At 75.3% G+C, this 15200-nt stretch carries 1 protein-coding gene; it reads right to left on the reverse strand.

Annotation, left to right across the window (positions count from 1 at the left end; all coding sequences use genetic code 11):
* Positions 1 to 74: 74 nt before the first annotated feature.
* On the reverse strand, positions 75 to 15194 hold the full coding sequence (locus ACFOSY_RS04860; RefSeq protein WP_394305453.1) for a type I polyketide synthase: 15120 nt from the start codon (positions 15192 to 15194) through the stop codon (positions 75 to 77).
* Positions 15195 to 15200: the final 6 nt, after the last annotated feature.

Genomic DNA, 15200 nt, shown 5'->3' on the forward strand with positions numbered 1-15200 from the left:
CGCGGGGGCGGGGTGCGGGCCGGGGGCCGCCGCGGCCGGAACGGGTCCGTGCCGCGGCGGCCGGTGACCGGCGGTCAGGCGTCGTCGAGGTCCCCTTCCAGGAAGGCGCGGAGCTCGTCGTCGGAGACCTCGTCGACCTCGCCGGTCCCGCCGGTGCCGCCGGTTCCGTCGGTGAGGGCGGCAGGCCCCGGCTCCTGTCCCGTCCCGGTGGCGGGGAGGCCGTCGAGCCGGTCCAGGAGGCCGCGCAGCCGCCTGCGCAGCCCGTCGCGCAGGGCGGGGTCCGCCGGCGCGTCGGCGAACTCGGCCTCCAGCTGCTCCAGCCGGTCGAGGACCGGGGCACCGGCGGGCGGGCCGGCCGGGGCGATCCGCTCCAGCAGATGCGCGGCGAGCCGCTCGGGGGTGGGGTGGTCGAACAGCAGCGTCGCCGGCAGCCGTACGCCCGCGAGGGCGCTGAGCCGGTTGCGCAGTTCGACGGCGGTCAGGGAGTCGAACCCGCTGTCCAGGAAGCCCCGTTCGGGGTCGAGGGAGTCGGGCGTGTCGTGGCCGATGACCAGGGCCGCCTGGGTGAGCACGGCGTCCAGTACGGCGCTGTTGCGGGCCCCGGCGTCGAGCCCGGCGAGACGTTCGCGCAGGCCGTCCCCGGCGGGCGTGGCTGCCTGTGCGGCGGGGGCCGTGCGGGCCGTGCGCCGGAGGTGAGCCGGAACGAGGTCGCGGAGCACCTCGGGCACCGAGCCGTCGGGGCCGTGCAGCGCGCCGGTGTCCAGACCGGCCGGGGCGAGCCAGGCGTCCGTGGTGCGCAGCGCCGTGTCCAGCAGGGCGAGCGCGTCGGCGGTGGCCAGGGGGCGCAGGCCGCCTCGGGCGATGCGGCGCAGGTCGGTCGCGGCCAGGGCGCCGGTCATGCCGCTGCGCTCCGCCCACAGTCCCCAGGCGAGGGACTGCACACGGCGCCCGGCGGCGGTCTGCCGGACGGCGAACGCGTCGAGGAACGCGTTGGCGGCCGAGTAGTTGGCCTGCCCGGCTCCGCCGAGGGTGCCGGAGAGGGAGGAGAACAGGACGAGCGCGGCGCCGGTGCCGGCGGTGAGTTCCGCCAGCAGGCAGGCCGCGTCGGCCTTGGCGCGCAGCACGGTGTCGAGGCGTGCGGGGGTGAGCGACTGCACGATGCCGTCGTCGAGGACGCCGGCGGTGTGCACGACCGCGGTCAGCGGCCGGTCCCCGGGGACCTGGGCGAGCAGGGCGGTCAGGGCGTCCCGGTCGGCGACGTCGCAGGCGGCGACGGTGACGCGGGCCCCGTGGCCGCGCAGTTCCTCGCACAGTTCGGTCATGCCCTCGGCGGCGGGGCCGCGCCGTCCGGCCAGCACCAGCGAGCGGGCGCCGTGCGCGGTGACCAGGTGGCGGGCGACCTGCCGGCCCAGGACACCGCCGGCGCCGGTGACGAGCACCGTGCCGTCGCCGACCGCGTCAGGCGCGTCGGCGGCGGGCGCGGTGCGGGTCAGCCGGGGCACGAGGGCGGCTCCGTCCCGCAGCGCGGTCTCGCCGGCCTCGCCGGCCAGGACGGCGGGCAGCAGCGCCAGGGAGGCGGCGGTGCCGTCGTGGTCGACGAGCGCGAACCGGCCGGGGTTCTCGGCCCGCGCCGCGCGCACCAGGCCCCATACGGCGGCCTGTGCGGGGTCGGTGAGGGCCGTGTCGCCGGGTCCGGTGGCGACCGCGTGGCAGGTCAGCAGGACCAGCCGGGAAGCGGCGAGGGCGTCCTCGGCCAGCCACTCGGTCACCAGCCGCAGCGCGTGGCCCGCGGCCTGCCGGGCGGCGGTGGCGGGGTCCGCGTCCTCGTCGGGCGCCGGCACCACGGCCAGCACGGTGCGCGGTACGGCGGTTCCGGCGGCGTCGGACTCCGTGGTGCCGGCGGTTCCGGCGACGTCGCCGGTTCCCGTGGTCCCCGCGGCTTCGTCGACCGTCGTCGCCAGCGCGGCCGGGTCGGCGTGCCGCACGGCCTCCGCGAGGGCCGGCACGCCGTCGAGCTCCGCCGCCGGACCCACCAGGTGTACGGGGGCGGTGGCGGTCCCGGTGGGGGCCGGGATCCAGCGGAGGGTGTGCAGCGCGCCGGCGCCGCCGGTGGCGGCCGGCAGGGACGCGGTGTCCACGGCGCGCAGGGTCAGCGCGCCGATCTCCGCGACCGGGGCTCCGGTGCCGTCGAGGAGCGTCACCCGGTGGGTGCGCTCGCCGGCCGGGACGAGCCGTACCCGCAGCGCGGCGGGTCCGTCGGTGTGCGCGGCGACGTCCTGGAAGGTGAACGGGACCACGGTGTCCGTGCCGTCGGCGACGGTGAGGGCCACGGTGTGCAGGGAGGCGTCGAGGAGGGCGGGGTGGACGCGGAACCGGTCGGTGCCCTGGAGGTGTTCGCCGTCCTCGGCGGCGATCTCCGCGTACACGGTGTCGCCGTCGCGCCAGGCGGCGCGCAGCCCGCGGAAGGCGGGCCCGTAGGCGAAGCCGCGTGCGGCGATCTGCTCGTACAGTCCGGTCACGTCCACCGGGGTGGCGCCGGGCGGCGGCCAGGCGGCCGGGAGGGGGTCGCCGGCGGGCGCGGGGGCGGCGCCGAGGACGCCTTCGGCGTGCCGGGTCCAGGGTCCGTCCGCGCCGTCGCCGGTGAGGGGACGGGAGTGGACGGTCAGGGTGCGGTCGCCGTCCTCGCCGGGTGCGGAGACGCCGACCTGGAGCCGTACGCCGCCGTTCTCGGGCAGGACGAGCGGGGTGCTCAGCGTGAGGTCGGCGACGCGGGCGGCGCCGGCGTGGGCGCACGCCTCCAGGGCGAGGTCCAGGAACGCGGTGCCGGGGAACAGGATCCGGCCGTCCAGGGCGTGATCGGCGAGCCAGGGCCGGCCGTCCACCGAGACGGTCCCCGTGAGGACCAGACCGTCCCCGTCGGCCAGCGGCACGGCCGCGGTGAGCAGGGGGTGGCGTACGGAGTCCGGGCCCGCGCCCGTGGTGTCGGCGTCGGTGGCCTCCAGCCAGTAGCGGCGCCGCTGGAACGCGTAGGTCGGCAGGTCGGTGCGCCGGGCGCCGGTGGGGGCGAACCAGGTGGACCAGTCGACCCGGTGGCCGTTCGTGTGCAGCCGTACGAGTGCCGAGGTCAGGGACCGGCTCTCCTCGGTGTCCCGGTTCAGGGTGGGCACCAGGAGGGCGTCGCCCTCGACGCACTCCCCGGCGAGCGCGGTGAGCACGCCGCCCGGACCGATCTCCACGTAGGTGGTGACGCCCTGTTCCTCCAGGGTGCGGACGCCGTCGCGGAAGCGGACGCCGTCGCGGACCTGGCGCACCCAGTAGGCGCCGTCGAAGGGCTCGTCGGCGGTGACGGGGCGTCCGGTGACGGTGGACACCACCGGCAGGGCGGGCGCCTCGTGCGGTATCGACGCGGTGTGCTCGGCGAAGGCGTCGAGCATGCCGTCCATGCGGTGCGAGTGGAAGGCGTGGCTGACGTTGAGCCGGCGGGTCCTGCGGCCCTGCCCGGCGAGTTCGGCGGCGAGCGCGGTGACGTCGTCCTCGTCGCCGGAGATCACCGTGGCCAGGGGGCCGTTGTCGGCGGCGACGGCCACCCGGCCCTCGTACGCGGCGAGCAGCGGAGTCACCTCCTCCACCGAGGCCCGTACGGAGATCATCGCGCCGCCCTCGGGGAGGTCCGCCATGAGCCGGCCGCGCACGGCGACCAGCCGGCAGGCGTCCTCCAGGGCGAGGACACCGGCGGCGTGGGCCGCGGCGATCTCGCCGACGGAGTGGCCGAGCAGCACGTCGGGCCGTACGCCCAGGCTCTCCAGCAGCCGGTACAGGGCGACCTGCACGGCGAACAGCGCGGCCTGGGTGTGGTCGGTGCGGTCCAGGAGGGCCGCCTCCGGGCTGCCGGGCGCGGCGAACAGGACGTCGCGCAGCGGCGTGTCGAGGTGGGCGTCGAGGTGGGCGCAGACGGCGTCGAAGGCGTCGGCGAACACGTCGTACGTCTCGTACAGGGCGCGGCCGGTCTCGGGGCGCTGGGCGCCCTGGCCGGAGAAGAGGAACGCGGTCCTGCCGCCGCGGGCCCGTCCGGTGGTCAGGCCGGGGTGTTCGCGGCCCTCGGCGAGGGCGGTGAGCGCCTGGGTCAGCGCGTCGGTGTCGTCGGCGGCGGCCACGACGGCCGCCCGGTCCTCCAGGTGGGCGCGGGTGGTGGCCAGGGACAGGGCGAGGTCGGCCGGCTCGGTCCCGGGGCGGGCGGTGAGGTGGTCGAGCAGGCGGCGGGCCTGGTCGCGCAGGGCGGCGGCGCCGCGGGCGGACAGCAGCCAGGGCAGGGCCGGCACGGGCCGGGACTGCGCCTCCTGGTCGGGCCGCGCCTCCTGTTCCTGCTGCGGCTTCTGTTCCGGCTGCGGCTCCAGTTCCTGCTGCGGCTCCAACTGCGCAGGGGCGTCCGGCTCCTGGAGGATGACGTGGGCGTTGGTGCCGCTGACGCCGAAGGAGGAGACGCCGGCGCGGCGCGGGGTGTCGCCCGGCTCCCAGGCCCGCTCCTCCTGGAGCAGGCGCACGGCGCCGGAGGACCAGTCGACGTGCGGGGAGGGACGGTCGGCGTGCAGGGTGCGCGGCAGGGTGCCGTGCCGCATCGCCATCACCATCTTGATGACCCCGGCGACGCCTGAGGCCGCCTGGGTGTGCCCGATGTTGGACTTCAGCGCCCCCAGCCACAGCGGGCGGTCCTGCGGCCGGTCCTGGCCGTAGGTGGCGAGGAGGGCCTGCGCCTCGATGGGGTCGCCGAGGGTGGTGCCGGTGCCGTGCGCCTCGACGGCGTCGACGTCGGCCGGGGAGAGCCCGGCGGAGGCGAGCGCCTGGCGGATGACCCGCTGCTGGGCGGGACCGCTGGGCGCGGTCAGCCCGTTGGAGGCGCCGTCCTGGTTGACGGCGGTGCCGGCGACGACGGCGAGCACCTGGTGCCCGCCGCGGCGGGCGTCGGACAGGCGCTCCAGCAGGAGCAGGCCCACGCCCTCGGACCAGCCGGCCCCGTCGGCCTCGGCGGAGAACGGCTTGCAGCGTCCGTCGGGCGACAGCGCGCGCTGCCTGCTGAACTCGACGAAGGTGTCCGGCGTGGACATCACGGTGACGCCGCCGGCCAGGGCCACGTCGCACTCCCCCGACCGCAGGGCCTGCGCCGCCAGGTGCAGGGCCACGAGCGAGGAGGAGCAGGCGGTGTCGACGGTGACGGCCGGGCCCTCGAGTCCGAAGGTGTAGGCGATGCGGCCGGAGGCGACGCTGCTGGCGCTGCCGGTGGCCAGGTATCCCTCCAGTTCCTCGGGCGCTCGGCGGGCCCTGCCGGCGTAGTCGTGGTAGTTGGAGCCCACGAACACGCCGGCCCGTGCGCCGCGCATCCCCTGCGGGTCGATGCCGGCGCGTTCGAACGCCTCCCAGGAGGTTTCCAGCAGCAGCCGGTGCTGCGGGTCGACGGCGACCGCCTCACGCGGCGAGATGCCGAAGAACGCCGGGTCGAACTCGGCGGCGTCGTGCAGGAATCCGCCGTGCCGGGCGTAGGTGTGGCCGATGCGGTCGGGGTCGGGGTCGTACAGGGTCTCGATGTCCCAGCCGCGGTCGCCGGGGAACGGGGTGATGGCGTCGACGCCGTCGGCGACGAGCCGCCACAGTTCCTCGGGCGAGGTGACGCCGCCGGGGAAGCGGCAGGCCATGCCGACGATGACGACGGGGTCGTCGTCCACGGACGCCGTGGGCAGCGCGGATGCGGCGGCCGGGGCGGGCAGGAGGGTGTCGTCGGCCCGTCCGCCGAACAGTTCGGCGTCCAGGTGGGCGGCGAGGGCGGACGCGGTCGGGTGGTCGAAGGCGAGGGTGACCGGCAGCCGCAGACCGGTGGCCTCGGCGAACCGGTTGCGCAGTTCGACCGCGGTCAGCGAGTCGAAACCGAGGTCGCGGAACGCGCGGCCCTCCGGGACGGCGTCGGCGTCGGCGTGGCCGAGTACGGCGGCCGCCTCGTCGCGGACCTCGTTGAGCAGGGCGGCGCGGCGCTCGGCGGGCGGGAGGGCGGCCAGCCGCTTGACGAGCGGCGGCCCGTCGACGGCGTCGGTCTCCTTCTGCTCCGCCCGGTCGGCGGTGGTGACGGCGGTCCGGGGTTCGGGCAGTTCGCGCAGCGCGGCGAAGGCGCGGACCGTGATCAGCTTCCAGTCGACGTCCGCCACGACGACGAACTCCTCGTCCTCGTCGAGCGCCTTCTGGAGGGAGGCGACGGCGAGTTCGGGTTCCATCGGCGGCACACCGTCGCGGCGCAGCCGTTCGGCGACCTCCTCGCCGACCATGCCGCCGCCGGCCCAGGTGCCCCAGCCGACCGAGGTGGCGGGCAGCCCTTCGGCGCGCCGGCGGGCGGCGAGGGCGTCGAGGTGGGCGTTGGCGGCGGCGTAGCTGCCCTGGCCGGGTCCGCCGAGGGTGCCCGCCATGGAGGAGAACAGCACGAAGGCGTTCAGGTCGAGGTGGCGGGTGGCGGCGTCGAGGGCGAGCGCCGCGTCGGCCTTGGGCCGCAGCACGTCGTGCGCCCGCTGCGGGGTGAGCGCGTCGATGAGGCCGTCGTCGATGATGCCGGCGGTGTGGAAGACGGCGGTCAGGGTGCCGCCGCCGGGCAGGTCGTCGACGAGCCGCCGGACGGCCTGCGCGTCGGACACGTCGCACGCGACGACGCTCGCCGGGGTGCCGAGTTCCGCGAGCTCGGCCACGAGGTCGTCGGCGCCGGGGGCTTCGGGACCGCGCCGCGAGACGAGCACCAGGTGCTCGGCGCCGCCGCGGGCCAGCCAGCGGGCGATGTGCCCGCCGATCCCGCCGGTGCCGCCGGTGACGAGCACGGTGCCGGACGGCTTCCAGACACCCCCGGGGCGGGGCCCCTCGCCCGCGCGGACCAGCCTGCGGGCGAAGGTCCCGGACGGGCGCACCGCGAGGTGGTCCTCCTCGAGCGTGCCGGACAGAGCGGCGGCCAGGCGTCGCGCGGCACGCGCGTCGAGCTGCTCGGGCAGGTCGAGAAGGCCGCCCCAGCGCTGCGGGTACTCCAGGGCCGCGATGCGTCCCAGACCCCAGCTCATCGCCTGGAGCGGGCTGAGCAGCGGGTCGCCGCGGCGGACGGTGACGGCGCCCCGCGTGGCGCACCACATGGGCGCGTCGACCTGGGCGTCGCCGAGCGCCTGGAGCAGGGCGGTCATCAGCACCATGCCGGTGGGCAGCACGCCCTCCGGGGACCACGGTGACTCGTCCAGCGCGAGCAGCGAGAGCACCCCGCCGACGACTGTGTCCTCACTGTGCTGCCGCAGGAGGTCGGCCATGCGGTCGCGTTCGGCCTCGGCCGCTCCGGCGACCAGGACGCGTGCCTCGGCCGCGTGCGCGCCGACGGCCTCGATCACGCCCCGCACGAGGGGGTCGTCCTCGTGTCCGGCGGGTACGAGGATCAGCCAGGCGTCCCGGAGCGCGTCGGCGCGGGCGGGCTGTTCGGCGCAGGGCCGCCAGGTCACCCGGTAGCGCCAGCGGTCGAGGGTCGAGCGGGTGATCCGGTCGCGCCGCCAGGACGACAGGGCCGGCACGATCTCGGCCAGCGAGCGGACGTCGGCGATCCCGAGATCCTCGGCGAGGGCGTCGACGTCCTGGTTCTCGACGCTGGTCCAGAACGCGTCGTCGAGAAGGTCCGCGCCCTCGGGACCCGTGTGGTCGGCGGCCCGGCGGCCGGCAGTCTCGAGCCAGTAGTGACGGCGCTGGAAGGCGTAGGTGGGCAGGTCGACGCGGCGCGGGGACAGACCCTCGAAGGCGGGCGTCCAGTCGACGGCGACGCCACGCGCCCACGCCTCGCCGAGGGAGACGTACAGGCGGTCCAGGCCGCCCTCGCCCCGGCGCAGCGAACCGACGACCACAGCGTCGGCGCCGGCCGCTTCGACGGTTTCGGCGACCGGCACGGTCAGCACCGGATGCGGGCTCATCTCCAGGAACGCACCGTGCCCGGACTGCGCCAGCCGCCGCACGACCGGCTCCAGCAGTACGGTCTGACGCAGGTTCCGATACCAGTAACCGGCATCCGTCTCACCCGCGCTGATCCACTCCCCCGTCACCGTCGACAGGAACGGCACCGACGGCTCACCAGCGGTGACCGGGGCAAGAAGCTCCGCCAACTCCGCCTCGATGGACTCCACATGGGCCGAGTGCGAGGCGTAGTCCACCTCGATCCGGCGCACCCGAGTACCCACCTCATCCGCGTGCGCGACAAGCTCGTCCAGCGCGTCCGCGTCACCCGACACCACCGTGGACGTCGGCCCGTTCACCGCAGCGACCGAGATGCGGCCCTCCCAACGGGAGATCAGCGTCGCGGTGTCCTCGTGCGTGAGCGCGACGGACACCATTCCGCCCCGCCCGGCCAGCGCGACGATCGCCTTCGACCGCAGCGCCGCCACACGCGCGCCATCGACGACGCTGAGCGCACCGGACACCACGGCAGCGGCGATCTCACCCTGCGAGTGACCCACAACAGCCGCCGGCCGCACACCGAACGACTCCCAGACGGCGGCGAGCGACACCATCACCGCCCACAGCACCGGCTGCACCACATCCACCCGGTCCAGACCCGGCGCACCGTCCTCCCCGCGCACCACGTCCGTCAACGACCAGTCGACGAACTGGGCCAGCGCCTCACCACACTCCGCGAACCGCTCCGCGAACACCGGACTGGAATCGAGAAGTTCAACCGCCATCCCGGCCCACTGCGCCCCCTGCCCCGGGAACACGAACACCGGGTCGACGCTCTCGCCGATGCGCTGGGTGGCGCCCCGGGCGAGGGCGGGCGTGGTGGTGCCGGTGGCGAGGGCCTGGAGTCCGGCGAGGAGGGTTTCGGTGTCGCCGCCGACGACGACCGCCCGTTCCTCCAGGGCGGCGCGGCCCGTGAGGAGGGAGTGGGCCACGTCGGCGGGGTCGGGGAGGGTGTCGGCGCTGTCCGTCAGGTGGGACAGCAGTCGTTCGGCCTGGGCGCGCAGCGCGTCCGCCGAGCGGGCGGAGACCAGCCACGGTACGACGGTGCCGGCCGGGGTCGAGGCCGGGACCTGTGTGACGGGCTCCGGCTCGGTGGCGGGCTGTTCGAGGATGACGTGCGCGTTGGTGCCGCTGACGCCGAAGGAGGAGACGGCGGCACGGCGTGGACGGCCGTCCGGGTTCCAGGGCCGCGCCTGGGTGAGCAGCTCGACGTGTCCGGCCGACCAGTCGACGAACGGGGAGACCTCGTCGGCGTGCAGGGTTCTGGGCAGGATGCCGTGCCGCATGGCCTGCACCGTCTTGATGATGCCGGCCATGCCGGAAGCGGCCTGGCTGTGGCCGATGTTGGACTTCACCGAGCCCAGCCAGAGCGGGTGTTCGGCGTCGTGCTCCTGCCCGTAGGTGGCGAGCAGCGCCTGCGCCTCGATCGGGTCGCCGAGCTTCGTGCCCGTGCCGTGCGCCTCGACCACGTCCACGTCCGCGGCGGACAGTCCGGCGTCCGCGAGCGCGGCCCGGATGACGCGCTGCTGGGAGCGTCCGTTGGGGGCGGTGAGGCCGTTGGAGGCGCCGTCCTGGTTGATGGCCGAGCCGCGGACGACGGCGAGCACCTGGTGCCCGTTGGCCCGCGCGTCCGACAGGCGCTCCAGGAGGAGCACGCCCACGCCTTCGGCCATGCCCATGCCGTCGGCGCCGGCTCCGAACGCCTTGCAGCGGCCGTCCGTCGCCAGGCCCCGCTGGCGGCTGAAGCCGACCATGCCGATCGGCTCGCCCATGATGGCGGCGCCGCCGGTCAGGGCGAGGGAGCACTCGCCGGAGCGCAGCGACCGGATGGCCAGGTGCATGGCGACGAGCGCGGAGGAGCAGCCGGTGTCCAGGGTCACGGCCGGACCTTCGAGGCCCAGGGTGTAGGAGACGCGGCCGGAGGCGATGCTGGTGACGGTGCCGGTGATCAGGTGGCCTTCGAGGCCCTCGGGCGCCTCGCCGCCCGTGCCGTATCCCTGGTGGGACACGCCGACGAAGACGCCCGTGTCGCTGCCGCGCAGGCTGTCGGGGGCGATGCCGGCCCGCTCCAGGGTCTCCCAGCTGGTTTCGAGGAGCAGTCGCTGCTGCGGGTCCATCGCCGTCGCCTCGCGTGGCGAGATGCCGAAGAAGCCGGCGTCGAACTCGGCGGCGTCGTGCAGGAAGCCGCCTTCGCGGGCGTACGTGGTGCCGGGCCGGTCGGGGTCGGGGTCGTACAGGCTCTCCACGTCCCAGCCGCGGTCGACGGGCAGGGAGGTGATGGCGTCGGTCTCCTCGAGGACGAGCCGCCAGAAGTCGTCGGGCGAGTGCGCTCCGCCGGGGAAGCGGCAGCCCATCGAGACGATCGCGATGGGCTCGTCCTCGTGGGCGGGACGGTCCGCCACCACGGCGGGCAGGGCGGCGGCCCGGTCGTCCGCCGTGTCGCCGGCGTCCTCGACGAGGTGCTCGAGGAGGTGCCGTACGAGCTCGTTGACGTTGGGGAAGTCGAAGACGACCGTGGCGGGGAGGCTCAGTCCGGTGGCCGCGTTGAGGCGGTTGCGCAGTTCGACGGCGGTCAGGGAGTCGAAGCCGAGTTCGCGGAAGGCGCGCTGGGGGGCGATCTCCTCGCCGTCGGCGTGGCCGAGGGCGGTGGCGACCTGGGTGCGCACGAGGTCGGTGAGGGTGCGGACGCGCTCGGCTGCGGGCAGGGCGGCCAGTTCGGCGCGCAGGCCGCCGAGCCGGTCGGCCGACGTGTCCTCGTCGGGCGCGTCGGCCTTCATGGCCTCGGCGACCTCGGGGACCTCGTGCAGCAGGGGCCGGGGGTGGGCGGCGGTGAAGACGGGGACGAAGCGCTCCCAGTCGATGTCGGCGACGGCGAGGAACACGTCGTCGTGGTCCAGGGCCTGCTCGAGTCCGGTGACGGCCAGGTCGGCGTCCATGAACGGGATGCCGCGCCAGCGCAGTTGCTCGCGCACGACGTTGACGGCCATGCCGCCGCCCTCGGGGCTCCAGATGCCCCACGCGATCGACGTTCCGGTCAGGCCGCGGGCCCTGCGCTGGTCGGCGAGCGCGTCCACGTAGGCGTTGGAGGCCGAGTACGCGCCGTGGTCGCCGCTGCCCCAGGTGCCGGCGACGGACGAGTAGAGGACGAAGGCGTCCAGCCGGTCGTGGTCGAAGACGGCGTCGAGGTTCGCGGCGCCGAGCAGCTTGGCGCGGGCGCCCTCGGCGAAGAAGTCCAGGTCGGTCTCGGCGAGGGGGGCGAGCATGCCGACGCCGGCGGTGTGCACGACGGTGCGGATGGCGGGCCCGTCGGACTCGACCGCGGCCACCAGGCGCTCCAGGGCGTCGCGGTCGGCGACGTCGCAGGCGGCGACGGTGACCCGGCAGCCCAAGGCGGTCAGCTCCTCGCGCAGGGCCTCGGCGCCGGGCGCTTCCGGGCCGCGACGGCTGGTCAGCACCAGGTGCTCGGCGCCCCTGCGGGCCAGCAGCCGGGCGGTGTGGGCGCCGAGGCCGCCGGTTCCGCCGGTGACGAGCGCGGCGCCGCTGGTGCGCCAGGCGCGCGGCGCGGGACGCCCCGCGAGCGGGGCCCGGACCAGGCGGCGGATGTGGGCGGTACGGCCGCGGAGTGCCGTCTGGTCCTCGTCGGAACGGGCGGCGAGGACGGCGACGAGCCCGCGGGCGGTGTCCTCGTCCAGCTCGGCGGGCAGATCCACGAGCCCGCCCCAGCGGCGGGGCTGCTCCAGCGCGACGACCCGCCCGAAGCCCCACAGGGCGCCCTGGAGCGGGTTGCGCACGGCATCACCGGTGCCGGTGGTGACGGCCTCGCTGGTCAGGATCCACAGCCGGGCGTCCAGGTCGGCGTCCAGCAGCCCCTGGAGGAGGACGAGGGAGGAGGTCATGCCGGCGGTGGCGCCGGGGTGGCCGGGTGCGGGGCGCTCGTCGAGCGCGAGCAGGGAGACGACGCCCTGTACGGACGCCGGTTCGGTGGACGTCACCCCGCTGACGGAGAGCGCGTCCGCGAGTCGTGCGGCGACGCGTTCACGGTCGAGGTCGCCGGCGTCCACGGCGATGGTGACGGTGGTCGCGCCGGCCTGGCTGAGAGTGCGGGCCACTGCGGCGACCAGGGGGGACCGCAGGTGTGTCTCCGGGACGGCGAGGAGCCAGGTGCCGTCCAGGGTGCCGGCGGCGGGCAGGTCGTGCGTCCGCCAGACGACCCGGTAACGCCAGCTGTCGACCGTGGCACGCTCCTTGCCCGCCTGACGCCAGGCGGACAGAGCAGGGACGACCTCGCCCAGAGCCTCGGTCGCCTCCAGACCCAGGGTGCGGGCGAACTCCTGAAGGTCACCCTCCTGAACCGTGCGCCAGAACTGCTCCTCCACCGGATCGGCGGCGGCCCCCGACTGGGGCTTCGGTGCGTCCAGCCAGTAGCGGCGGCGCTGGAAAGCGTAGGTGGGCAGGTCGACGCGGCGCGGGGACAGCCCCGCGAAGGCGGGCGTCCAGTCGACGGCCACGCCACGCGCCCATGCCTCGCCGAAGGAGAGGTACAGGCGGTTCAGACCGCCCTCACCTCGGCGCAGCGAACCGACGACGACGGCGTCGGCGCCGGCCGCCTCCACGGCCTCGGCGACCGGCACGGTCAGCACCGGGTGCGGGCTCATCTCCAGGAACGCGCCGTGACCCTCCGCGACCAACGCGGTGATCACAGGCTCGAGCAGGACGGTCTGACGCAGGTTGCGGTACCAGTAACCGGCGTCCGTCTCGCCGGCGTCGATCCACTCCCCCGTCACCGTCGACAGGAACGGCACCGACGGCTCGTGAGCGGTGATCGGGGCCAGAAGCTCCGCCAACTCGGTCTCGATGGACTCGACGTGGGCCGAGTGCGAGGCGTAGTCCACCTCGATCCGGCGCACGCGTACCCCGGACTCCTCCGCATGGACCATGAGCTCGTCCAGGGCGTCCGCGTCACCCGACACCACCGTGGACGTCGGCCCGTTCACCGCAGCGACCGAAATCCGGCCGTCCCAGCGGGAGATGAGCGTCTCGGTGTCTTCGTGCGTGGCAGCGACGGACACCATGCCGCCTCGCCCGGCCAACGCGACGATCGCCCGCGACCGCAACGCGGCCACCCGCGCGCCGTCCACGACGCTGAGCGCACCGGACACCACGGCAGCGGCGATCTCACCCTGGGAGTGACCCACGACGGCCGCCGGCCGTACTCCGTAGGACTCCCAGACGGCGGCGAGCGACACCATCACCGCCCACAGCACCGGCTGCACCACATCCACCCGGTCCAGACCCGGCGCACCGTCCTCCCCGCGCACCACGTCCGTCAACGACCAGTCGACGAACTGGGCCAGCGCCTCACCACACTCCGCGAACCGCTCTGCGAACACCGGGCTCGAGTCGAGGAGTTCGACAGCCATCCCGGCCCACTGCGCCCCCTGCCCCGGGAACACGAACACCGGGTCGACGCTCTCGCCCGGACTGGTGGTGAGGCCGCGTGCGGCGTCGGCGGGCTGTTCGCCGCGGGCCAGTGCGCGCAGGCCGTTCAGCAGGGTCTCGCGGTCGGTGCCGACGACCACGGCGCGCTCCTCCAGGGCGGCACGGCCGGTGGCGAGGGTGTGGGCGACGTCGGCGGCGTCGTGACCGGCGGACGTCACGCGGTCGGCGAGCCGCTGCGCCTGCTCCCGCAGCGCGGCTTCCGAGCGGGCGGAGAGCAGCCACGGCACGACGGCGTCGGCCCGGTCGGCGGCAGCAGCCTCCGCTTCCGCGGCAGCCGAGGTCTCCACCTCCTCATCGGCTGGCGCCTGTTCGATGACGACGTGCGCGTTGGTGCCGCTGCCGCCGAAGGAGGAGACGCCGACGCGGCGCGGCCGGTCGGCGGCGGGCCATTCGACGGCCTCGGTGAGCAGGCGCAGGGTCCCGGAGGACCAGTCGACGTGGGGGCTGGGTTCGTCCGCGTGGAGCGACTTGGGGACGATGTCGTGCCGCAGGGCCTCGACCATCTTGATGACGCCGAGGACGCCGGAGGCGGCCTGGGTGTGACCGATGTTGGACTTCAGGGAGCCGATCCACAGCGGATGGTCGGCGTCGCGTTCCTTGCCGTAAGTGGCGAGCAGCGCCTGCGCCTCGATCGGGTCGCCCAGCGTCGTGCCGGTGCCGTGCGCTTCCACGACGTCCACGTCGGCCGCCGCCACCCCGGCGTCCTCCAGGGCCGCGCGGATGACGCGCTGCTGGGAGGGGCCGTTGGGGGCGGTGAGGCCGTTGGAGGCGCCGTCCTGGTTGATGGCCGAGCCGCGGATGACGGCAAGGATCTGGTGCCCGTTGGCCTGCGCGTCCGACAGGCGCTCCAGGAGGAGCACGCCGACGCCCTCGCCCCAGCCGGTGCCGTCCGCGTCGGCGGAGAACGGCTTGCAGCGGCCGTCGGGGGCCAGTCCGCGCTGGCGGCTGAACTCGACGAAGTTGCGCATGGTCGCCATGACGGTGGCGCCGCCGGCCACGGCCATGGAGCATTCACCGGAGCGCAGGGCGCGGATCGCGAGGTGCAGCGCGACCAGCGAGGAGGAGCACATGGTGTCGAGGCTGACGGCGGGGCCCTCGAAGCCGAGGCTGTAGGCGATGCGGCCGGACAGGACCGCTGCGGACCCGCCGGTCAGCAGGTGACCCTCGACGCCTTCGGGGGCGCCGGTGCCGTCGATGGCGTACGCCTGGTTGCTCGAGCCGACGAAGACGCCGGTGGAGCTGCCGCGCAGGCCTGTGGGGTCGATGCCGGCCCGTTCGAACGCCTCCCAGGTGGTCTCCAGGAGCAGGCGCTGCTGCGGGTCCATCGCCGTCGCCTCGCGCGGCGAGATCTCGAAGAAGCCGGCGTCGAACTCGGCGGCGTCGTACAGGAACGCGCCGTGGCGGACGTAACTCGTGCCGACCCGGTCGGGGTCGGGGTCGTAGAGCGCATCCAAATCCCAGCCGCGGTCGGTCGGCAGGTCCGAGACGGTGTCGACGCCGTCGGCCACGAGCTGCCACAGGTCCTCGGGGGTGCGCACGCCGCCGGGCATACGGCAGGCGGTCGCCACGATGGCGATCGGCTCGTGCGCCCGCGTCTCCAGGTCCGTGAGCCGGCGCCGCGTGTGGCGCAGGTCGGTGGTGACGCGCTTGAGGTATTCGCGGAGCTTGTCCTCGGTGTTGTCCGTGTTGCCCATGGCAGT

It is taken from the genome of Streptomyces lusitanus, from assembly GCF_042647945.1.
GTDB classification, from domain to species: domain Bacteria; phylum Actinomycetota; class Actinomycetes; order Streptomycetales; family Streptomycetaceae; genus Streptomyces; species Streptomyces pseudogriseolus.

Bases quoted from the DNA above. Each gene is read 5' to 3' on its own strand.
- ACFOSY_RS04860 (WP_394305453.1), bottom strand. From the start codon at position 15,194: ATGGGCAACACGGACAACACCGAGGACAAGCTCCGCGAATACCTCAAG.